Origin of the sequence: Streptomyces sp. GESEQ-35, assembly GCF_017948485.1 — a bacterium.
Lineage (GTDB): Bacteria > Actinomycetota > Actinomycetes > Streptomycetales > Streptomycetaceae > Streptomyces.
In genome coordinates this window covers 114,646-133,882 of sequence record NZ_JAFFSX010000018.1, presented here as the reverse complement: position 1 = coordinate 133,882, position 19,237 = coordinate 114,646, and the positions used below count along the sequence as shown (strand labels likewise).

Annotated in this window: 24 protein-coding genes and 1 riboswitch; of the genes, 11 read left to right on the top strand and 13 right to left on the bottom strand. The window is 69.4% G+C overall.

Annotated features, from left to right (window positions below; translation table 11 throughout):
- The first annotated feature begins 68 nt into the window (after positions 1–68).
- Complete coding sequence (locus tag KCH87_RS30175) at positions 69–593, top strand: hypothetical protein (RefSeq protein WP_210589488.1); 525 nt, start codon at positions 69–71, stop codon at positions 591–593.
- Here the strand turns inward: KCH87_RS30175 and KCH87_RS30170 are convergent.
- The 5 genes from KCH87_RS30170 to KCH87_RS30150 form a co-directional block, all read right to left on the bottom strand.
- On the bottom strand, positions 590–1,579 hold the full coding sequence (locus tag KCH87_RS30170) for an ABC transporter substrate-binding protein (protein ID WP_210589487.1): 990 nt from the start codon (positions 1,577–1,579) through the stop codon (positions 590–592). The genes KCH87_RS30175 and KCH87_RS30170 overlap by 4 nt on opposite strands.
- Positions 1,580–1,591: 12 nt before the next feature.
- Positions 1,592–2,353: an ABC transporter ATP-binding protein gene (locus KCH87_RS30165; protein ID WP_210589484.1), complete on the bottom strand. Its 762-nt coding sequence runs from the start codon at positions 2,351–2,353 to the stop codon at positions 1,592–1,594.
- Positions 2,353–3,405 (bottom strand): iron ABC transporter permease, encoded by a 1,053-nt coding sequence (locus tag KCH87_RS30160; protein ID WP_210589482.1) that lies wholly within the window; start codon positions 3,403–3,405, stop codon positions 2,353–2,355. The genes KCH87_RS30165 and KCH87_RS30160 overlap by 1 nt, the downstream gene beginning before the upstream one ends.
- Before the next feature lie 45 nt (positions 3,406–3,450).
- Positions 3,451–3,597: riboswitch (cobalamin riboswitch) on the bottom strand.
- Positions 3,574–3,762: a DUF397 domain-containing protein gene (locus KCH87_RS30155; protein WP_210589480.1), complete on the bottom strand. Its 189-nt coding sequence runs from the start codon at positions 3,760–3,762 to the stop codon at positions 3,574–3,576. It overlaps the preceding riboswitch by 24 nt.
- Entirely contained in the window at positions 3,744–4,577 is an 834-nt protein-coding gene (locus KCH87_RS30150) for a helix-turn-helix transcriptional regulator (protein ID WP_210589478.1), read from the bottom strand. Before KCH87_RS30150 ends, KCH87_RS30155 begins: the two co-directional genes overlap by 19 nt.
- Before the next feature lie 116 nt (positions 4,578–4,693).
- On the opposite strand from KCH87_RS30150, the gene KCH87_RS30145 reads away from it, so the two are divergent.
- The 5 genes from KCH87_RS30145 to KCH87_RS30125 all read left to right on the top strand — a co-directional run bounded on the left by KCH87_RS30145 (position 4,694) and on the right by KCH87_RS30125 (position 7,464).
- The gene (locus tag KCH87_RS30145; RefSeq protein WP_210589476.1) at positions 4,694–4,900 is read left to right on the top strand and encodes a hypothetical protein; all 207 of its coding nucleotides are present in this window, start codon (positions 4,694–4,696) and stop codon (positions 4,898–4,900) included.
- Positions 4,897–5,112: a hypothetical protein gene (locus KCH87_RS30140; RefSeq protein ID WP_210589474.1), complete on the top strand. Its 216-nt coding sequence runs from the start codon at positions 4,897–4,899 to the stop codon at positions 5,110–5,112. The genes KCH87_RS30145 and KCH87_RS30140 overlap by 4 nt, the downstream gene beginning before the upstream one ends.
- Before the next feature lie 24 nt (positions 5,113–5,136).
- Positions 5,137–5,751: a DUF1266 domain-containing protein gene (locus tag KCH87_RS30135; protein WP_210589471.1), complete on the top strand. Its 615-nt coding sequence runs from the start codon at positions 5,137–5,139 to the stop codon at positions 5,749–5,751.
- 106 nt (positions 5,752–5,857) lie between these two features.
- A complete protein-coding gene (gene recO, locus KCH87_RS30130) occupies positions 5,858–6,604 on the top strand; it encodes a DNA repair protein RecO (RefSeq protein WP_210589469.1) in 747 nt (248 codons plus the stop codon).
- Between the two features lie 26 nt (positions 6,605–6,630).
- The gene (locus KCH87_RS30125; RefSeq protein ID WP_210589467.1) at positions 6,631–7,464 is read left to right on the top strand and encodes an isoprenyl transferase; all 834 of its coding nucleotides are present in this window, start codon (positions 6,631–6,633) and stop codon (positions 7,462–7,464) included.
- A 41-nt stretch (positions 7,465–7,505) separates the two neighbouring features.
- Here KCH87_RS30125 and KCH87_RS30120 read toward each other — a convergent pair whose 3' ends face one another.
- The 4 genes from KCH87_RS30120 to KCH87_RS30105 all read right to left on the bottom strand — a co-directional run bounded on the left by KCH87_RS30120 (position 7,506) and on the right by KCH87_RS30105 (position 10,653).
- The gene (locus tag KCH87_RS30120) at positions 7,506–7,922 is read right to left on the bottom strand and encodes a Fur family transcriptional regulator (protein ID WP_210589465.1); all 417 of its coding nucleotides are present in this window, start codon (positions 7,920–7,922) and stop codon (positions 7,506–7,508) included.
- Between the two features lie 66 nt (positions 7,923–7,988).
- The gene (locus tag KCH87_RS30115; protein WP_210589463.1) at positions 7,989–8,891 is read right to left on the bottom strand and encodes a metal ABC transporter permease; all 903 of its coding nucleotides are present in this window, start codon (positions 8,889–8,891) and stop codon (positions 7,989–7,991) included.
- On the bottom strand, positions 8,891–9,673 hold the full coding sequence (locus KCH87_RS30110) for a metal ABC transporter ATP-binding protein (protein WP_210589461.1): 783 nt from the start codon (positions 9,671–9,673) through the stop codon (positions 8,891–8,893). The genes KCH87_RS30115 and KCH87_RS30110 overlap by 1 nt, the downstream gene beginning before the upstream one ends.
- 32 nt (positions 9,674–9,705) lie before the next feature.
- A complete protein-coding gene (locus tag KCH87_RS30105) occupies positions 9,706–10,653 on the bottom strand; it encodes a metal ABC transporter solute-binding protein, Zn/Mn family (RefSeq protein WP_210589458.1) in 948 nt (315 codons plus the stop codon).
- Positions 10,654–10,813: 160 nt separating this feature from the next.
- Here KCH87_RS30105 and KCH87_RS30100 point away from each other — a divergent pair, with 160 nt between their 5' ends.
- The 3 genes from KCH87_RS30100 (at position 10,814) to KCH87_RS30090 (ending at position 13,990) form a co-directional block, all read left to right on the top strand.
- Complete coding sequence (locus KCH87_RS30100; protein WP_210589457.1) at positions 10,814–12,196, top strand: glycine--tRNA ligase; 1,383 nt, start codon at positions 10,814–10,816, stop codon at positions 12,194–12,196.
- A gap of 107 nt (positions 12,197–12,303) precedes the next feature.
- Positions 12,304–13,311: a DUF4394 domain-containing protein gene (locus KCH87_RS30095; protein WP_247197032.1), complete on the top strand. Its 1,008-nt coding sequence runs from the start codon at positions 12,304–12,306 to the stop codon at positions 13,309–13,311.
- A gap of 67 nt (positions 13,312–13,378) precedes the next feature.
- Positions 13,379–13,990 carry a LysE family translocator gene (locus KCH87_RS30090; RefSeq protein ID WP_210589455.1) on the top strand — a complete coding sequence of 204 codons (612 nt, stop codon included), beginning with the start codon at positions 13,379–13,381 and terminating at the stop codon, positions 13,988–13,990.
- Here KCH87_RS30090 and KCH87_RS30085 read toward each other — a convergent pair.
- The gene (locus KCH87_RS30085; protein ID WP_210589453.1) at positions 13,987–15,039 is read right to left on the bottom strand and encodes a chitinase; all 1,053 of its coding nucleotides are present in this window, start codon (positions 15,037–15,039) and stop codon (positions 13,987–13,989) included. The genes KCH87_RS30090 and KCH87_RS30085 overlap by 4 nt on opposite strands.
- A 184-nt stretch (positions 15,040–15,223) precedes the next feature.
- Between KCH87_RS30085 and KCH87_RS30080 the strand changes: the two genes are divergently transcribed.
- Both KCH87_RS30080 and KCH87_RS30075 read left to right on the top strand, forming a co-directional pair.
- A complete protein-coding gene (locus KCH87_RS30080) occupies positions 15,224–16,231 on the top strand; it encodes an aldo/keto reductase (protein ID WP_210589451.1) in 1,008 nt (335 codons plus the stop codon).
- 19 nt (positions 16,232–16,250) lie between these two features.
- Positions 16,251–16,847: a TetR/AcrR family transcriptional regulator gene (locus KCH87_RS30075; RefSeq protein WP_210589450.1), complete on the top strand. Its 597-nt coding sequence runs from the start codon at positions 16,251–16,253 to the stop codon at positions 16,845–16,847.
- Here the strand turns inward: KCH87_RS30075 and KCH87_RS30070 are convergent.
- From KCH87_RS30070 to KCH87_RS30060, 3 genes are all read right to left on the bottom strand, one after another.
- Positions 16,844–17,674, bottom strand: a complete 831-nt coding sequence (locus KCH87_RS30070) for an alpha/beta fold hydrolase (RefSeq protein WP_210589448.1) — start codon at positions 17,672–17,674, stop codon at positions 16,844–16,846. The genes KCH87_RS30075 and KCH87_RS30070 overlap by 4 nt on opposite strands.
- A gap of 31 nt (positions 17,675–17,705) precedes the next feature.
- Positions 17,706–18,851, bottom strand: coding sequence for a serine hydrolase (locus tag KCH87_RS30065; protein WP_210589446.1), 1,146 nt, complete (start codon positions 18,849–18,851; stop codon positions 17,706–17,708).
- Positions 18,852–18,936: 85 nt separating this feature from the next.
- Positions 18,937–19,143, bottom strand: coding sequence for a hypothetical protein (locus KCH87_RS30060; protein ID WP_210574306.1), 207 nt, complete (start codon positions 19,141–19,143; stop codon positions 18,937–18,939).
- Between the last annotated feature and the right edge of the window lie 94 nt (positions 19,144–19,237).

Here is a 19,237-nt window from a genome sequence, read left to right as displayed (position 1 = left end):
CGCACGCCTTGGTCTTGCAGGCCGAGGGGTGCGCGCTTCGCGGAGTGAGCCATCAAAGGGGGCGGGTCATGGAAACAGCGCAGAGCCGGCAGCAGGCGGCACCCGGCGCCTTCACCGCCTTCGCCCGATTCGTGTTCTGCGGCGGCGGGGTGGGGCTCGCCTCCAGCTTCGCCGTGGCGGCCATGGCCTCCTGGATTCCCTGGGTCCTGGCCAACGCCGTGATCACCGTGGTCTCCACGCTCCTGGCCACCGAGCTGCACGCCCGCTTCACGTTCGGCGCGGGCGGGCGCGCGACCTGGCGCCAGCATGTGCAGTCGGCCGGATCCGCGGCGGTCGCGTACGCGGTGACCTGCGCGGCGATGTTCGTCCTCCAGCAGCTGGTGGCGGCGCCCGGTGCGGTGCTCGAACAGGTCGTCTACCTGTCCGCCTCCGCACTCGCCGGTGTCGGGCGGTTCGTGGTGCTGCGCCTGGTCGTCTTCGCACGGAACCGCTCGCAGGCCCCGGCCACCGTCCGCACCGCCCGTCCCGTGCCCGCGGCCATGGCCCGCGCCGCGGTCCCGGCGGAACCCGCGACGCTCTGCCACGCCGCCTAGGGCGTGGTCGTCCGCAGGTACTCGCCGAGGCGGGCGATCGCCGACGGGTTGCGTGGGCTCTCCACCAGGTCGACGTAGTCCAGCGTGAAGATCCGCTTGTTCTTGACGGCCGACACGTTCCGCAGCGGGGCGTAGGACAGCAGGAACTTCTTCTTCTGTTCCGCGGTCACATCCCCGTAGTCGCAGATCACGATCACGTCGGGGTTCCGTTCCACGACGGTCTCCCAGCCGACCGTCGTCCAGGAGTCCTTGAGGTCGTGCGTGACGTTGACCCCGCCGGCCTCGCTGATGATCTGGTCGGGCGCGGCGTACCGGCCGGAGGTGAAGGGCTGGTCCTCGCCGCTGTCGTAGAGGAAGACCTTGGGGGAGTCGGCCGGGGCCTTCGCCTTCACCTCGGCCACCTCGCCCTTGAAGTCGGCGATCAGCGCGGCCGCCCGCTTCTCCACGCCGAACAGCCTGCCCAGGTTGGTGAGGTCCTCGTACAGCGCCTGAAGCGGCGGCATGATGCCCCGGGAGGTGTCCGTACGGCCGTTGCGGCAGGACTCGGTGAGGATGTACGAGGGGATGCCGAGCTTGGTCAGCGCGTCCGGGGTGAAGCCGCTGTCCTCGCGGAAGCCGTAGTTCCAGCCGGCGAAGACCCAGTCGGCGCGGGCGTCGAGGACGTTCTCCGTGGTGAGCTGGTCCTTCGACAGCCACTTCACCTTGTCGTAGCCGTCCTTCCACGGCACGGCACTCAGGTCGCCCTTGTCGTCGGGCATCGCGAACCCGGCCATCCGGTCCTCCAGGCCGAGCGCGAACATCAGCTCGGTGATCCCGACGTCGTTGGTGACGACCCGTTCCGGGACCTTGTCGTACGTCACCTTGCGCCCGCAGTTGGTCAGGGTGACGGACGACGCGGCCTTCGAGTCCGGCGAGGGCTCGACCTCGGCGCCGCAGCCCGTGGTGAGCACGGCCAGGCAGACGGCGGCGACAACTGGCTTACGCATGTGGCAGGTTCCTTAGCGGGGCAGGAGGTCGAAGAGGAGTTGGACGGCGCCCGTCTCCGGATGCCGGACGGGATGGGCGCGTACGCCGAACACCTCGGCGAGCAGGTCCGGGCGCAGGACGTCGTGCGGGGGACCGGACGCGACGATCCGGCCCGCCGAGACGACGTACAGCAGATCGCAGTACGCGGCCGCCAGGTTGAGGTCGTGCAGGGCGGCCAGCGCCGTCAGACCGCTCGCCCGGACCAGGGACAGCACATCCAACTGGTGGGCGATGTCGAGGTGGTTGGTCGGTTCGTCCAGCACCAGCACCTGGGCGCGCTGGGCCAGCGCCCGGGCGATCAGCACGCGTTGCCGCTCGCCGCCCGACAGGGCCAGAAAGCCGCGCTCCGCGAGATGCTCCACACCCGTGGACCGCATCGCCTCCGCACAGATCGCCCGGTCCTCGGCCGCCGTACGGTTCCGGTGCGGCAGCCGCCCCATCGCGACCACCTCGGTCACGGTGAAGTCGAACTCCGAGGACGACTCCTGCGGCAGCGCGGCCAGCCGCCGGGCGGCGGCACGAGGGTCCAGCGCGTGTACGTCGTCCCCGTCCAGCCGTACGACCCCCGCGGCCGGCCGCAGCGCCCGGTACACACACCTGAGCAGCGTCGACTTGCCACTCCCGTTGGGCCCGACGAGCCCCACGAACGCCCCGCTGTCCACGGTGAGCTTGATCTCGTCGACGAGCCGCTGTCCGGCCGCCTCGAACGTCACGCCCTCCACATCGAGCCGCATCAGCGCCCCCCGAACGCGTAGCCGCCGCGCCGCATCAGGAGCAGGAAGGCCGGGACGCCGACCACCGCCGTGATCACCCCGACCGGCAACTCGGCCGGCGCCAGCAGCAGCCGGGACAGCACGTCCGCCCACACCAGCAGCACGGCCCCGGCGAGCGGGGCGACCGCGAGGACCCGCCGGTGATCGGCGCCCACCAGCATCCGTACGACATGCGGCACCATCAGCCCGACGAACCCAATCGCCCCGCTCACCGCGACGACCGTCCCGGTCACCGCCGCCGTGACAAGGAACAACTCCCGCCGCAGCCTCCCGGGTTGCACGCCCAGCGCCGTCGACGTCTCGTCCCCCATCGCCAGCGCGTTGAGGGCCTCCGCCCGCCACCGCAGCCACACCCACCCGGCCACGACCGTCACGGCGGCGATCGGCACCCGTGGCCAGGTCGCCCCGCCCAGACTCCCCAGCAGCCACATCACCGCCGAGCGCGCCGCCTCGCCCCGGGCCGCGCCGAACACCATCACGGTGGTCAGCGCCTCGAAGCCGTACGCCAGCGCCGTCCCCGTCAGGATCAGCCGCAGCGGCGTCAGCCCGTGCGTCGCCGAACGGGCCGCGGCGTACACGATCGCCATCGCGGCCAGCGCCGAGCAGAACGCGGACACCGACAGAGCCCACACGCCAAGCCCCGCGAAGGCCCCGAGCAGGATGACCGCGTTGGCCCCCACGGCAGCCCCGGACGAGATCCCCAGCACGAACGGATCGGCCAGCGCATTGCGCACCATCGCCTGCACGGCCACCCCGACCGTCGCGAGCCCTGCGCCCACGACGGCTGCGAGCACGACGCGCGGCAGCCGGATCTCCCAGACGATCGTGTACGCCGCCACGTCCTCGGCGTGGATGGCCCCACCCGTGAAACCGGCCCCGAGGAAACGGAAGACGTCCCCCCAGCCGACCCCTGCGGCGCCGAGCCCGACACCGGAAACGAGGGAGACGAGGAGCAGGACCGTGAGGGCAGCCACCAGTGGCGGCACGGGTATTCGGCCTGAGGAGGGGCGCAAGCTCGGCGGTCCTTCGCCTCGGCTCGCAGTCCTCGGCGAGCGGTCAATGGGCTGGCAACCACCTGCGGGTAATCGGACTCGCACGTCGGCCCCAGGGGCCCACGCACACACCGTTGCGGGTCAGCGCCGGACTCTCACCGGACTTCCCCCGCGGGAGGCTCGGGGAGACTAGCAGGCGTCGATGAAGGCTGCCCAGGCGGTGGCGCCGAGGAGGATGACGGGGCCGTCGGGCTGCTTGCTGTCGCGGACGGGGACGACGCCGGGGACTCCGTCGGCGACTTCGAGGCAGTCGCCGCCGTTGTCGTCGCTGTAGGTGCTTTTGCGCCAGCGTGTGTTGCTCAGGTCGTACTCGCGCATCGTCTGTGGTCCTCCGCCACCGACTCGATCAGGGTCAGGGACGCCTCCGGTGGCAGCGCGGCGGCCCTGAGCAGATCGTATGCCCCGTGCACGCGCTTAACCAGGGCCGGATTGTCCAGCAGATTCCCCGAATACACCGCCTCTGTATAGGCGGTTGGCGGAGCATCTTCGAACTCGAAGAGCCGGACCATGCGTCCCATGAGGGGGTACGCCCCTACCGACGTCGGCAGCACCTGTACCAGTACCTTGCGCTGCCGCACGAGTCCCAGCACGTGCTCCAGCTGCTCCGCCATGACCGCCGGGCCGCCGACCGGAATCCGCAGTACGTGCTCGTGCAAGATCACCCAATACACGGGCCGTGTAGCGTCGTCCAGGATCTGTGCCCGCTCGACGCGAGCCGCCACCTTCTCCTCGATGTGGGCGTCGGTGGCGAACGGATTGCTCGCCAGCGTCACCGCACGCGTGTACGCGGCGGTTTGCAACAGGCCGGGCACGAGCGTCGGCGCGAACTCGGCAATCTTCGTTGCCGTCCGTTCCAGTTCTACAACGGACGCAAAGTAATCGGCATACCGGTTGTCGTCGATGAGCTTCCGCCAGGCCCGCTCGAAAATACCGTCGGTTTGCAGCGCCACATCAATCCGCTGCGCGATATCCAACTGCGGCTTTCGAATCGCCTGCTCGAACTGGCCGATATAGGCGCCCGAGACGAAGACGCGCGCCCCCAACTCCACCTGAGTGAGCCCCCTATCCTCCCGGTGCCGCTTCAGTTCCGCACCGAAGAACTCCCATGCCGCCTGACGTGAAGCGTTGGCCACAGTTCAACCCCCTTGTGCTGCCCCGAACTTGTAGAGCAGAGACTCCTGCCGAGTGTAGATGTGGTGCGTCACCCTTGAGATGTGAAGCGTAAAACCCGAAAAGGGAGGGGAACCACGTGAAGGCACAGCACTCGGCGCTCTGCGTCGAAGAGGCGGAGGAAGCAGTGAAGGAATTGCGGGCAGCATTGGAAAACGCAGGAATCATTCTGCCGTCCTTGCGGATCGACCCGGCGAGTCTTGCGCGGGAGGCCCCCTGTCCGCTCGTCGAATTGGGCCGCTGTTCCGTCGAAGCCGCGCAGCGACTCGTCGCGGTGCTGCGGTGAAGCCGCCGGTCGGGTCGTATGTCGTGGACGGCGGCAGCGGGAGGCTCGGCATCGTCATGGGGCATGAGGGGCCCTACGTCCAGCTGAGGCCGTACGGCGGCGGCAAGGAATGGGACGCCGAGCCCGGCGTCGTACGGCGGGCGACCCCTGCCGAGCGGCTCAGCGCGGCGACCGCGTACGCCAATGCCCGCAGCCGCGGTGAGGTGCCTTGACGGCTTGAATTAGGGTGCACGGCCATGGCGATATGGAACCGGCGCAAGCCGAAGGCGGAGCGCAAGTACCCCGTTCCGCTCACCATGCACCAGCTGTGGATGGTGTCGCTGAGCGCGCCCGTGAACCGGGACCGAAACGCCTCGCAGGGCACCCTCTACCCGTTCACCCGCATCGACGACGACAGCGCCCGGCGGTGGCTGGCCGACCAGTGGGAGATCACCTCGCGCGAGCAGCTGGTCGGCCGGCTCGGCGGGCTGGCGCGTACCGGATACCGGTTGCAGGCCTACCGGCTGCTCGGCGTCTCACCGCTGGCCTGGGACGCCGCCCTGTACGTCGACATCGCTCGCCGCGGCTTCGGCTGCGGGATGATCACGGAGCACGAGGCCTGGACCGCGCTGAAGAGCCTCGTGCCGGCGGTCGTGCGGTCGTACGCCTCCTGGAAGGAGTACGCCGATCACTGTCTGATCGGGCGGACGGTGTGGCGGGAGGGCCTCCAGGGCACGCCGGACGCGGGCTTCCCCGCCCCGCAGGCCGATGCCGACGCCCATCTGCGGTCCCTGCTCGACCCGGCGAACAAGTCCAGCCCCTGGAACCTCGCCCCCTGGGACATCATCAGTAACCCCGACCGCACCCGCTGACTCCGGGCGTACGCGAGAATGAAGCCATGAGTCTGTTCCGCGACGACGGCATCGTGCCGCGCACCCATCCGCTGCGCGGCGGGCCGGAAGCCCGCGGGGGTGTGCGATGAGTCTCTTCCGCGACGACGGCATCGTGCTGCGCACCCAGAAGCTGGGCGAGGCGGACCGGATCATCACCATGCTCACGCGCGGGCACGGGCGGGTGCGGGCCGTGGCTCGTGGGGTGCGGCGGACGAAGTCGAAGTTCGGGGCCCGGCTCGAACCCTTCTCCCATGTCGACGTGCAGTTCTTCGCGCGGGGGAGTGAGCTGGTCGGGCGCGGGCTGCCGTTGTGCACGCAGAGCGAGACCATCGCTCCGTACGGTGGCGGGATCGTGAGCGACTACGCCCGGTACACCGCGGGGACCGCCATGCTGGAGACCGCCGAGCGTTTCACGGATCACGAGGGCGAGCCGGCGGTCCAGCAGTACCTGCTGCTCGTCGGCGCCCTGCGCGTGCTCGCCCGGGGCGAGCACGCCCCCCATCTCGTCCTCGACGCCTTTCTGCTGCGCTCCCTGGCCGTCAACGGGTACGCGCCCAGCTTCAGCGACTGCGCGAAGTGCGGACTGCCGGGGCCGAACCGATTCTTCTCGGTGGCCTCCGGAGGATCCGTCTGCGTCGACTGCCGGGTGGGCGGGAGCGTCGTACCCTCGCCGCAGACCCTGGAACTCCTCGGCGCGCTGCTTACGGGAGACTGGGAGACCGCGGACGCGTGCGAGCCGCGGTATGTGCGGGAGGGAAGCGGGCTGGTGTCCGCCTATCTGCACTGGCATCTTGAGCGCGGACTGCGCTCGCTCAGGTACGTAGAGAAATAGGCACAGACCAAGGAGACGAGAAGCACATGGCCGTACGCGGGTTCCTGGGGCGTCAGCGCCGCGAGTACAAGACGCCGGAGCCGCACCCGTCCGGTGCCCGCGCGCCGAAGCTCCCCGGCGAGCTGATCCCCCGCCATGTGGCGATCGTCATGGACGGGAACGGACGCTGGGCCAAGGAGCGTGGGCTGCCGCGGACTGAAGGGCACAAGGTCGGCGCGGAGCGGGTACTCGACGTGCTCCAGGGCGCGGTCGAGATGGGCGTCGGCGCGATCTCCCTGTACGCCTTCTCCACCGAGAACTGGAAGCGCTCGCCCGACGAGGTGCGCTTCCTGATGAACTTCAACCGCGACTTCATCCGCAAGACCCGTGACCAGCTCGACGAGCTGGGGATCCGGGTGCGCTGGGTGGGGCGGATGCCCAAGCTGTGGAAGTCGGTCGCCAAGGAGCTCCAGATCGCCCAGGAGCAGACCAAGGACAACGACAAGCTGACCCTGTACTTCTGCATGAACTACGGCGGCCGCGCCGAGGTCGCCGACGCGGCGAAGGCCCTCGCCGAGGACGTACGGGCCGGGCGGCTCGACCCGTCCAAGGTCGACGAGAAGACCTTCGCGAAGTACCTCTACTACCCCGACATGCCCGACGTGGACATGTTCCTGCGGCCCAGCGGCGAGCAGCGCACCTCCAACTACCTGCTCTGGCAGAGCGCTTACGCCGAGATGGTCTTCCAGGACGTCCTGTGGCCGGACTTCGACCGGCGTGACCTGTGGCGCGCATGCGTGGAGTTCGCCTCGCGCGACCGGCGCTTCGGGGGCGCGATTCCCAACGAGGAACTGCTGGCGATGGAGGGCAGGCAGGAGTAGACGGCTCTGGGGCGTCCCGTGAGGGGGCCCCAGGTGTGGTGTTACTTGTTGGCCGCCGCGCACTCCGCGCATGTGCCGAAGATCTCCACCGTGTGCGCCACGTTCACGTACCCGTGCTCGTCCGCGATCGCGTCCGCCCACGTCTCCACCGCCGGACCCTCGACCTCGACGGCCTTGCCGCAGACGCGGCAGACCAGGTGGTGGTGGTGTTCGCCGGTGGAGCAGCGGCGGTAGACGGACTCGCCCTCGGAGGTGCGCAGGACATCGACCTCGCCGGCGTCGGCGAGGGACTGGAGGGTGCGGTAGACCGTGGTGAGCCCGACGGAATCGCCCTTGTGCTTGAGCATGTCGTGCAGGTCCTGCGCACTGCGGAACTCGTCGACCTCGTCGAGCGCCGCCGCCACGGCGGCACGCTGCCGGGTGGCTCGGCCCTTCACCGGCTGTCCAGCGGTCGTCACCGGGGTTGCCTCCTCACATCTGCGCTTGCCGTGCCGGGCCATTGTGCCAGCCCCGCATGTGCGCGGTCAGACGCCGACCGTCCCGTCCTGCGCGCGGGTGGCCGGAATGGCACACTCCGCCGGGTCGCCCACGGGGTGTGCGGCGGCCAGGGCCCGTGCGCGGCGCCGGGCCAGCGGGGCCGCCAGTGCGGTCAGCACGATGAACGCGGCAATGGTCAGCAACACAATTGTCGCGCCCGGCGGCACGTCCTGGTAGTACGACGTCACGGTCCCGCCGATCGTCACGGCCACGCCGATGGCCACCGAGATGGCGAACGTGAGCGCGAAACTGCGGCTGAGTTGCTGTGCCGCCGCGACGGGGACCACCATCAGCGCGGAGACGAGCAGCAGGCCGACCACCCGCATCGCGACCGTCACCGTGACCGCCGCCGTGATCGCCGTCAGCAGGTTCAGCGCCCGCACCGGCAGACCCGTGACCCGCGCGAACTCCTCGTCCTGGCTGACCGCGAACAGTTGCCGGCGCAGACCCACGGTGACCAGCACCACGAAGGCCGCGAGCAGACAGATCGCCGACACGTCGTCCTCGGAGACCGTGGAGAGCGAGCCGAACAGATACGAGTTCAGGTTGGCGTTGGAGCCGCCCGGCGCGAGGTTGATGAACATGACGCCGCCGGCCATACCGCCGTAGAAGAGCATCGCGAGGGCGATGTCGCCGCGCGTCCTGCCGTACCAGCGGATCAGCTCCATCAGCACGGCACCGATCACCGCGACCGCCGTCGCCATCCACACCGGCGAGGTGGACAGGAGGAAGCCGAGGCCGACACCCGTCATCGCGACATGGCCGATGCCGTCGCCCATCAGGGCCTGGCGGCGCTGGACGAGGTAGATGCCGATCGCGGGGGCGGTGATGCCGACCAGGACGGCGGCGAGCAGGGCCCGCTGCATGAACGCGTAGTCGAGGATTTCCATCAGCCCAGGAGTCCCGTCCGGATCGGTTCGGCGTCCGGCGCCGCATGCGGGTGGACGTGGTCGTGGCCGGGCAGCGCATGCTGGCCGACGGCCTTGGGGGGCGGGCCGTCGTGCAGGACGCAGCCGTCACGGAGGACGACCGCGCGGTCGATCAGCGGCTCCAGGGGGCCCAGTTCATGCAGGACCAGCAGGACCGTCGTACCTGCCGCGACCTGCTCCCTGAGCGTCCTCGCCAGCACCTCCTGGCTCGCCAGGTCCACGCCCGCCATCGGCTCGTCCATGATCAGCAGCTCGGGTTCGGAGGCGAGCGCGCGGGCGATCAGCACACGCTGGTGCTGGCCGCCGGAGAGCGCGTTGACCGAGTCCCTGGCCCGGTCCGCCATGCCGACCAGCTCCAGGGAGTGCCGTATCGCGTCCCGGTCGCTCTTGCGCAGGACTCCGAAGCGGGCGCGGGACAGGCGGCCCGAGGAGACGACCTCGGTCACCGTGGCCGGGACGCCGCCCGCCGCGGTCGTGCGCTGCGGGACGTACCCCACGCGTGCCCAGTCGCGGAACCGGCGTCGCGGGGTGCCGAAGATCTCTATCTCACCCTGGGAGACGGGGACCTGGCCGATGATCGCGCGGATGGCCGTCGACTTGCCGGAGCCGTTCGCGCCGAGCAGGGCGACGACCTCACCGTGGCCCACGGCGAGGTCGATGCCGCGCAGGACAGGGCGCGAGCCCAGCTCCGCCGTCACGCTCCGCAGGGATATGACGGGGTCGCCGGCTTGATGTGCCGTCATGGCTGCGCCTCCGAACTGCCGGATACTGCTGGTCACTTCGCGCCGAGCGCCTTGTCCAGGGCCGTCAGGTTCGCCTGCATGACCTGGAGGTAGTCGTCGCCCTTGGACTTGTCCGTGATGCCTTCGAGCGGGTCGAGTACATCAGTTTTCAGCCCGGCGTCATCGGCCAGGGTCCTGGCCGTCTTGTCGGAGACCAAGGTCTCGTAGAAGACGGTGGTCACGCCGTCCGCCTTGGCCTCCGTCTGGAGTTCCTTGATCCGCGCCGCGCTCGGCTCGCTGTCGGGCTCCAGGCCGGAGATGGCCTCCTGGGTCAGGCCGTAGCGCTCGGCGAGATAGCCGAAGGCCGCGTGGTTGGTGAAGAACACCTTGGAGTCGGTGTTCTTGAGGCCGTCCTCGAAGTCGGTGTTCAGCGTGTCCAGCTTCGCGACCAGGGACTCGGTGTTCTTCTTGTAGTCGGCCGCGTTGTCCGGGTCGGCCTTCTCGAAGGCGGCGCCGACACCCTTGGCGACCTCGGCGTACTTCACCGGGTCCAGCCAGACGTGCGGGTCGAGCGCCGACTCCGACTCCTCGGCGTGCTCCTCCTCGCCCTCGTGGCTGTGACCGGCGTCGCCGTGGTCCTCCAGCTTGGTGAGGGTCGCCGCGTCGATCTTCGTCTTGACCTCGGACTGCCCCACCGCCTCGTCGACGGCGGGCTGGAGGCTCTTCAGATACAGCACCGCGTCGGACTCCTGGAGCTGCGCGGTCTGCTTGGCGCTGATCTCCAGGTCGTGCGGCTCCTGACCGGGCTCGGTCAGTGTGGTGACGTTCACATGGTCCCCGCCGATCTGCTCGGCGAGGAACTGCATCGGGTAGAACGACGCGACGACGTCGAACTTGTCCGTGTTGCCGGTGCCTGCGTCGGCGCTGGAGCAGGCGGAGAGGGCCGCGAGACCGAGGGTGGTCACCACGGCGGTGGGTATCAGACGACGACGTGCGTTCATGACAGTCATTTTCAACAAATCTGGAAACGATTGTCAACAAAGGTCCGGTCCGGCCTGAAGGGCAGCCCGATTTGGTCGAGGGGGAGCCTCCGCCGGTAACCTGAAGCATTCGCTGGAAGCACCTCGCTTCGTCGCCCGTCGTCGTAATGAAGAGAGCACCGTGGCCGCCGACAAGATCGACACCATCGTCAGCCTGAGCAAGCGCCGTGGCTTCGTATTTCCCTGCAGTGAGATCTACGGCGGACAGCGCGCCGCCTGGGACTACGGGCCGCTGGGTGTCGAGCTCAAGGAGAACCTCAAGCGTCAGTGGTGGCGCTACATGGTGACGTCGCGCGAGGACGTCGTCGGTATCGACTCGTCCGTCATCCTGGCCCCCGAGGTCTGGGTCGCCTCCGGTCACGTCGCCACCTTCACCGACCCGCTCACCGAGTGCACCTCCTGTCACAAGCGGTTCCGCGCGGACCACCTGGAGGAGGCGTACGAGGCCAAGCACGGCCGGATGCCGGAGAACGGCCTCGCGGACGTCAACTGCCCGCACTGTGGCAACAAGGGCCAGTTCACCGAGCCCAAGCAGTTCTCGGGTCTGCTCTCCACCCACCTCGGCCCGACCCAGGACAGCGGCTCCATCGCCTACCTGCGCCCCGAGACCGCCCAGGGCATCTTCACCAACTTCGCCCAGGTGCAGACCACTTCGCGCCGTAAGCCGCCGTTCGGCATCGCCCAGATGGGCAAGTCCTTCCGCAACGAGATCACGCCCGGCAACTTCATCTTCCGCACCCGCGAGTTCGAGCAGATGGAGATGGAGTTCTTCGTCAAGCCGGGCGAGGACGAGAAGTGGCAGGAGTACTGGATGGAGCAGCGCTGGAACTGGTACACCGGCCTGGGCCTGCGCGAGGAGAACATGCGGTGGTACGACCACCCCAAGGAGAAGCTCTCCCACTACTCCAAGCGCACCGCTGACATCGAGTACCGCTTCCAGTTCGGCGGCAGCGAGTGGGGCGAGCTCGAAGGTGTCGCCAACCGCACCGACTACGACCTCGGCGCCCACTCCAAGGCCTCCGGCCAGGACCTCTCCTACTTCGACCAGGAGGCCGGGGAGCGCTGGACGCCGTACGTCATCGAGCCCGCCGCCGGTGTCGGCCGCGCGATGCTCGCCTTCCTCCTCGACGCCTACATCGAGGACGAGGCGCCCAACGCCAAGGGCAAGATGGAGAAGCGCACGGTGCTGCGCCTCGACCACCGGCTGGCTCCCGTGAAGGTCGCGGTGCTGCCTCTTTCGAGGAACCCCGAGCTGTCCCCGAAGGCCAAGGGCCTCGCCCAGGCGCTCCGCCAGAACTGGAACATCGACTTCGACGACGCCGGCGCGATCGGCCGCCGCTACCGCCGCCAGGACGAGATCGGTACGCCGTACTGCGTGACGGTCGACTTCGACACCCTGGATGACAACGCGGTGACGGTGCGCGAGCGCGACACCATGAAGCAGGAGCGGGTGTCGCTGGACCAGATCGAGGGCTACCTCGCGGGTCGCCTGATCGGCGCGTAGCACCGGCAGGGTTTGTCGGAAAACCCCGGTTTCGTTACGGACGTAACAGACGTAACGGAACTGGGGTTTTTCCCATCCGGTGCCCATACGGCTCCGAAGGAGGGGACATGCGCGGCCCGCAGTGGGCGGGTCGCGGTGAGAACCTCCACGGGGGCACCATGCGCAAGCAAGCAGTCATCGCCGCGTCCGTCATGGCGCTGGCCATAGGAACCGTCGGCTGCGGAGCGATGGGCGGTGGGGCGGCGAAGGCCGCGTCTTCTGAGACTTCGTCTTCTGAGTCTTCTTCCGCCGCCATCGAGAACAAGGGCGGCACGGCGGCAGGCGCGGCGGCGCAGAGCGACCGGCTCACCGCCATCGGCCTCACCGCCGACCAGCGGCTCGTCAGCTTCCGCACCGACCGTCCCGACCGCACCCTTCCGCTCGGCAAGGTGAACGGCCTCCAGGGCGACACCAAGCTCGTCGGCATCGACTACCGCGTGCAGAACGGCAAGCTGTACGGCGTCGGCGACCGCGGCGGCATCTACACGATCCGTGAGATCGGCGCGAAGGCCACCAAGGTCAGCCAGCTGAGCGTGGCCTTGCAGGGCGGGTCGTTCGGCGTGGACTTCAACCCGGCGGCCAACCGGCTGCGGGTCATCAGCGACACCGGCCAGAACCTCCGCCACAACATCGACGACCCGGCGGGCGCCCCCGCGGCCGGCACCACGGCCACCGACGGCACCCTGACCAACCCGCCGGTCCCGCCCGCGACGGTGGGCGCCACGGCACAGGGCGTGACCGGAGCGGCGTACACGAACAACGACCTCTCTCAGACCACCGCGACGACCCTCTTCGACGTGGACACCGTCAACGACCAGGTCTCCATCCAGTCCCCGGCGAACGCGGGCAACCTCGCCCCCACCGGCAAGCTGGGCGTCGACGCGGGTCCGAGCGCCGGCTTCGACATCTACGCGTCCACGAGGAGCGGTACGAACACGGCGTACGGCGTCTTCAGTGTCGGCGGCGCCCAGCGGCTGTACCGCGTGGACCTGCTGAACGGTTCGGTGACGCGGGCCGGGACCTTCGACGGCGGCCGGGCGGTGGTGGACCTGGCGCTGCCGCTGAAGCAGGGCTGAGTGGTCCCGTTACGGGCGGGTCGATTGGCCCTGTACCGGATGGTGGCGGCCCCGGCAGGGTGACGGCATGAGCATCGCGTTCCTGCTGACCACCCTGGTCGTGGTCGTCACCCCCGGCACCGGCGTCGTCTACACCCTCGCGGCCGGGCTGTCCCGCGGCCGTCGCGCGAGCGTCGTCGCGGCGGCCGGCTGCACCCTCGGCATCGTCCCGCACATGCTGGCCACGATCACCGGCGTCGCCGCCCTGCTGCACGCGAGCGCGACGGCCTTCCAGGTCCTCAAGTACGCCGGTGTGGCCTACCTCCTGTACATGGCGTGGGCGACCTTGAAGGACCGGGAGGCGCTCGCGGTGGACGAGCAGACGGCCCCGCAGTCCGCGCGCCGGGTGATCGTCCGGGGCGTTCTGATCAACATCCTCAACCCGAAACTGACGATCTTCTTCTTCGCGTTCCTGCCGCAGTTCGTGAGCCCGGGTGAGCCGAACTCGGTGCTCCGGATGCTCGCGCTCAGCGGCGTCTTCATGCTGCTGACCTTCGTGGTCTTCGCCGCCTACGGCATCCTCGCCGCCTCCGTCCGCAGCCACGTCACCTCACGGCCGAGGGTGATGACGTGGCTGCGGCGGAGCTTTGCGGGGTCGTTCTTGGCGTTGGGGGCGAAGTTGGCGGTCACCGCCCGCTAACGGCCCTGTAGGGACTTGACGTTGTCGCCGAAGGTCCAGTTCTTCGAGCCGTCCCAGTTGACGGACCAGGTCATCAGGCCCTTGAGGCTCGTGCCGTAGTGCTGCCAGGCCTGGGAGACCAGGGACGGTGCCATGTAGCCTCCGCCGGCACCCGACTGGGCGGGCAGGCCCGGGACCTGCTTGTCGTACGGCACCTTGATCGTCGTACCTTGAATGACCAGCCCCTTGTCGAGGCAGTCGGTCTGGGCGACGAAGCCCTCGACGGTGCCGGCGGAGTAGGAGTCGCCGGAGCAGCCGTACATGCTGCCGTTGTAGTACTGCATGTTCAGCCACCACAGGCGGCCGTTGTCGGCGTACTTCTTGATGACGGGGAGATACGCGCCCCAGATCGAGCCGTACGTGACGCTGCCGCCGGTGACGTATGCGGTCTCCGGCGCCATGGTGAGGCCGAAGTTCGACGGCATCTGGGCCAGGATGCCGTCGATGATGCGGATCAAGTTGGCCTGGGACGTGGACGGTTGGCCGATGGTGCCGCTGCCCGTGAGGCCCGTCTCGATGTCTATGTCGATGCCGTCGAAGTTGTACTGCTTGAGGATCGGGACGATGGTCGCGACGAAGCGGTCCGCGACGGCCGTCGAGTTGAGGTCGATGCCTGCGGTCGCGCCGCCGATCGACATCAGGATCGTCTGGCCGGCCGCCTTGGCCGCGCACATCTCCGCGGGCGTCGCCACCTTCACGCCCGTGTCCATGCCGTCCTCCCACAGTGCGGTGCCGTCGGAGCGGATGACGGGGAAGGCCGCGTTGATCACGTTGTAGCCGTGTGCGGCGATACGGGAGTCGGTGATCGGGGTCCAGCCGAACGGCGGGTGGACCCCGTTGGCGGAGCCGTCCCAGTTCTCCCAGTAGCCCTGGAGGACCTTGCCGGCGGGCTTCGACTTCACGGCGCAGGTGTCGGCGGCGGACGCGGTGGGGGCGAGGGCGATCGAGAGCGGGGTGAGACAGACGGCCGCGAGGGCGCCGGCGAGCAGGCGCAGTCTCCTGCGGATCATGCGAGGCCTCCCGGTGGGGGGTGCGGTGAGGTGTCGTAGGCATGACAGTCGCGCGGTCCAGACCTTTAGTCAATAGGTCTGGACCACTTGAGCTCGAAGGGGAAGGGGGTGGGGAGCGCTGGAAGGTGGCAGGTGACAGCTGACAGATATTGAAATCTGTCAGCTGTTATGTCAGGGTGGGCGTATGACGATGCAGACCAGAACTCTCGGCACCACCGGCCCCCAGGTCTCCGCCCTCGGCCTCGGCTGCATGGGCATGTCCGCGCTGTACGGCGGGGCGGACCGGGCCGAGTCCATCGCGACCATTCACGCCGCGCTGGAGGCAGGGGTGACCCTGCTCGACACCGGCGACTTCTACGGCATGGGTCACAACGAGCTGCTGATCGGCGAGGCCCTGCGCTCCGCGCCCACGGCCCGGCGTGAACAGGCGCTCGTCAGCGTGAAGTTCGGTGCGCTGCGGGACCCGGACGGCGGCTGGAGCGGATACGACGGCCGTCCGGCGGCCGTGAAGAACTTCGCCGCGTACTCGCTCCAGCGCCTCGGCGTGGACCACATCGACGTGTACCGGATCGCCCGGCTCGACCCGGCCGTACCGGTCGAGGAGACGGTCGGTGCGATCGCGGAGCTGATCGAGAAGGGGTATGTGCGGCATGTCGGCTTGAGCGAGGTCGGCGCGGACACCATCCGCCGTGCGGCGGCCACGGCCCCGGTCTCCGACCTCCAGATCGAGTACTCGCTGATCTCGCGCGGCATCGAGGCCGAGGTCCTGCCGGTCACGCGCGAGCTGGGGATCGGCATCACGGCGTACGGTGTGCTCTCCCGCGGGCTGATCTCCGGCCACTTCACCGCCGACCGGCAGCTCGCCGCGAACGACTTCCGGGCCATGTCACCCCGCTTCCAGGGCGAGAACCTCCAGCACAACCTGAGCCTGGTCGAGGCGCTGCGGAAGATCGCCGAGCAGAAGGGCGTGAGCGTCGCGCAGATCGCGATCGCCTGGGTGCTGTCCCGTGGCGAGGACATCGTGCCGCTGGTCGGCGCCCGGACCCGGGAGCGGCTGACGGAGTCGCTCGGTGCGGCGGCCGTCACGCTGGACGCCGCCGACCTCGCCGCGATCGAGCGGGCCGTACCGGCGGACGCGGCGGCCGGCGACCGCTACCCGGCCGCGCAGATGAGCCACCTCGGCGCCAAGTAGCGGCGGGTACGGTCTCCCCATGTCACCGACCGCCGAGACCCTGACCGCCGAGCGCATCCTCGCCGCGACCGAGGAGGTGCTGCGCCGCCACGGCCCGGCCAAGGCCACCGTGGTGGACGTGGCCCGCGCGCTCGGCGTCAGCCATGGGAGCGTCTACCGGCACTTCCGCACGAAGGCCGCGTTGCGGGAGGCGGTGACGAAGCGGTGGCTGGACCGGACGTCGGAGGTCCTGTCCGGCATCGCGGCGGCGACGGACCGCGACCCGGAGTCCCGGGTGCGCGACTGGCTGCGGGCGCTGTTCGACGCCAAGCGTCACAAGGCGGGGGACGACCCGGAACTCTTCGCCACATACACCGTCCTCACCACGGAGAACAGCGACGCCGTCGACGAACACCTCACCGACCTGACCACCCAGCTCACCGACATCGTCCGGACCGGCACCGAATCCGGCGCCTTCACGACCCCGGACCCCGCCACCACCGCCACCGCCCTCTTCCAGGCCACCGCCCGCTTCCATGACCCGGGGTACTACCGGGAGTGGGAACGGGCGGGGATCGAGGGGGAGTTCGAGGCGTTGGTGGATCTGCTGGTGCGGGGGTTGCGGGCAGCCGTCTAGCGCGGTTGGAGGAACGCGATCAGGGCGGCCGTGAGTTCGGCGGGGGCGTCTTCCTGGACGAGGTGGCCTGCGCCGGTGATGGGTTCGAGGCGGGCGTTTGGGATGAGGGCGGCGAGTTCCTTGCCCTTTGCCGCGGGGATCCAGGTGTCGTCCTGGCCCCAGCAGACCAGCGTGGGGATGCTGATCTCGCCGTACCGGTCCTGCACTTCGTCGGTGTGGAGCTGGTCGGCCTGGGCGATCTGGCGGTAGAAGGCCGGCTGGCCGAGGTCGCCGAGCCAGGGCTGGACGAGCTGGTCCAGGACTGCCGGGTGCAGACCGGGGCTGCTCGCCGAACTCACGTACTCGCGTACCAGGGCGTGGTGCAGCGCGGGCGGCAGTTGCTCGAACACCTTGGAGTGCTCGCCGACCAGCCGGAAGAACGGGGACCCCCACGGCGCCAGCGCGACCGGGTCGACCAGCGCGAGCGCACGGTAGCGGGCACCGTGCAGCAGATGCGCCCGCAAGGAGACGGCACCGCCGAAGTCGTGGGCGACCACCAGGGGTTCCGCCAGGCCCCAGTGCGCCAGGAGCTCGGTGAAGACCCTGCCCTGGGCAGCCAGGGAGACATCCTGGCCGGCGTACTTCTCCGATGTTCCGTAACCCGGCATGTCCCACACGAACACCTGGTGGCGGTGGGCGAGTGCCCGGGCGACGGCGCGCCAGACGTACGAGGAGAACGGTGTGCCGTGGAGGAGGACGACCGGGTCCTGGCCGGGCTGTCCGAGGCTGTCCCAGCGGATGTCGCCGGACGTGCTGCGGAAGGTCCGGGTCACCTGCCATGCGCTCACGGTGCGGCTCCTGTTGATGGTGGTTGCGAGCTCAGTGGTGCGCCGTGCACCGCCAGAATTCTTGCAACAGCCGCACCGGTGCCGGGCTTTCCACGCCCACCTGGGTCAGCAGGACGGTGATGGTTCCGGTGGGCGGGACGAGGTAGGCCGTCGTGCCGGTGCCGCCGACCCAGCCGTAGCGGCCGGGGACGTTCCACGGGTCGCTGGGAGTGACGTCGACCTGGCCGCCGTACCCCCAGCCCTGGTCCTGGAGAAACAGCATGCCGAGTTCGCGCTGGCGGGCGGTGAGGTGATTGCTGGTCATACGGCTGACCGAGGTGGCGCTCAGGAGGCGGTGGCCGTTCGCCTCCCCGGAGGAACGGAGGAGACGGACGAAGGCCAGCAGGTCGTCGGCCGTGGAGACCAGTCCGCCGCCGCCCGACGGGAAGAAGGGCAGGCGGCTCCAGTCGCCGTCCGGGATGTCCCTCGGCTCTAGGGCGCCGGTCGGGCCCGTGCGGAAGTACGTCGTGAAGCGGTCCCGCTTCGGCTCCGGGACCTCGAAGGCCGTGTCCCTCATGCCCAGCGGTTCGAAGATCCGCTCCGCCAGGAAGTCCGGGAGCGTACCGCCCGACGCCCGGGCGATCAGGACGCCCTGGAGGTCGGACGACGTGTGGTACAGCCAGCTCTCGCCCGGCTGGTGGAGCAACGGCACCTGCGCCAACTGCCTCAGCCACACGTCCGGTTCGGGGTAGGTGTGCGGCTCCCGGCTGTCCTTCTGCACCTCGGAGAGGGCCTGTACGGCGGGGAGCGAGAAGTCGGACGCGTAGCCCCAGCCCGTCCGGGAACTCAGCAGGTCCTCCACCGTGATCGGTCGGGCCACCGGCACCACGTCGTCCACGGGGCTCGACGGCGTACGCACCACCACCGGCTTCGACAGCTCCGGCAGCCATTCCTCGACGGGCGAGTCCAGACCGATCCGTCCGTCCTCCACCAGCATCAGCACCGCCGCCGCGGTGATCGGCTTGCTGAGCGAGGCGATCCGGAAGATCGCGTCCCGGGTCATCGGGGCGGTGCCCTCGCCGCCCAGCGAGCCGACGGCCACCACCTCGACGTCGTCGCCGCGGGCCACCAGGCCGACGGCTCCCGGGACCGATCTGTCGTCCACGTGCCGTCGCAGGGTGTCGTACAGAGCGCTCATCGGCCGGCCTTCCGCGCTGATCGTCGTATGCCTTCGTACGTACGACCTCTGCCGGCACGGAAAATCATCGCCGCCGCGACCGCCCCTACGCCGCCGACGGATCCACCGTCGCCTGATGCGCCTCCGCCAGATGCTCCTCCGCCTTCAGCCACGGCAGAAACTGCGCCGGCTTGCGCCAGCCGCACGTGTCGCATTTGATCGTGCGCTGCACTCCGGTGCGCTGGACCCGCACGACGTGCTCACGTCCGTGCTGGTCCCAGCGGCTTACCTTGCTCGAGTCGATCTGCGGCATGACGCCTCCAGCGTCCTGGGAAAGTTGTCCCGGGAAAGTCAAGGAGGAGTGTGCAGCAAGACCAACATCAACAGGTGGTCCTTCACAACGAGTT

Excerpts from the sequence above, each read along its gene's own strand:
- KCH87_RS30135 (WP_210589471.1), top strand. The coding sequence starts at position 5,137 with ATGGCGATATGGAACCGGCGCAAGCCGAAGGCGGAGCGCAAGTACCCC.
- KCH87_RS30075 (WP_210589450.1), top strand. The coding sequence starts at position 16,251 with ATGTCACCGACCGCCGAGACCCTGACCGCCGAGCGCATCCTCGCCGCG.
- KCH87_RS30170 (WP_210589487.1), bottom strand. The coding sequence starts at position 1,579 with ATGCGTAAGCCAGTTGTCGCCGCCGTCTGCCTGGCCGTGCTCACCACG.
- KCH87_RS30115 (WP_210589463.1), bottom strand. The coding sequence starts at position 8,891 with ATGGAAATCCTCGACTACGCGTTCATGCAGCGGGCCCTGCTCGCCGCC.
- KCH87_RS30085 (WP_210589453.1), bottom strand. The coding sequence starts at position 15,039 with ATGATCCGCAGGAGACTGCGCCTGCTCGCCGGCGCCCTCGCGGCCGTC.
- KCH87_RS30080 (WP_210589451.1), top strand. The coding sequence starts at position 15,224 with ATGACGATGCAGACCAGAACTCTCGGCACCACCGGCCCCCAGGTCTCC.
- KCH87_RS30105 (WP_210589458.1), bottom strand. The coding sequence starts at position 10,653 with ATGAACGCACGTCGTCGTCTGATACCCACCGCCGTGGTGACCACCCTC.
- KCH87_RS30065 (WP_210589446.1), bottom strand. The coding sequence starts at position 18,851 with ATGAGCGCTCTGTACGACACCCTGCGACGGCACGTGGACGACAGATCG.
- KCH87_RS30110 (WP_210589461.1), bottom strand. The coding sequence starts at position 9,673 with ATGACGGCACATCAAGCCGGCGACCCCGTCATATCCCTGCGGAGCGTG.
- KCH87_RS30090 (WP_210589455.1), top strand. The coding sequence starts at position 13,379 with ATGAGCATCGCGTTCCTGCTGACCACCCTGGTCGTGGTCGTCACCCCC.
- KCH87_RS30095 (WP_247197032.1), top strand. The coding sequence starts at position 12,304 with ATGCGCGGCCCGCAGTGGGCGGGTCGCGGTGAGAACCTCCACGGGGGC.
- KCH87_RS30155 (WP_210589480.1), bottom strand. The coding sequence starts at position 3,762 with ATGCGCGAGTACGACCTGAGCAACACACGCTGGCGCAAAAGCACCTAC.
- KCH87_RS30175 (WP_210589488.1), top strand. The coding sequence starts at position 69 with ATGGAAACAGCGCAGAGCCGGCAGCAGGCGGCACCCGGCGCCTTCACC.
- KCH87_RS30125 (WP_210589467.1), top strand. The coding sequence starts at position 6,631 with ATGGCCGTACGCGGGTTCCTGGGGCGTCAGCGCCGCGAGTACAAGACG.
- recO (WP_210589469.1), top strand. The coding sequence starts at position 5,858 with ATGAGTCTCTTCCGCGACGACGGCATCGTGCTGCGCACCCAGAAGCTG.
- KCH87_RS30165 (WP_210589484.1), bottom strand. The coding sequence starts at position 2,353 with ATGCGGCTCGATGTGGAGGGCGTGACGTTCGAGGCGGCCGGACAGCGG.
- KCH87_RS30060 (WP_210574306.1), bottom strand. The coding sequence starts at position 19,143 with ATGCCGCAGATCGACTCGAGCAAGGTAAGCCGCTGGGACCAGCACGGA.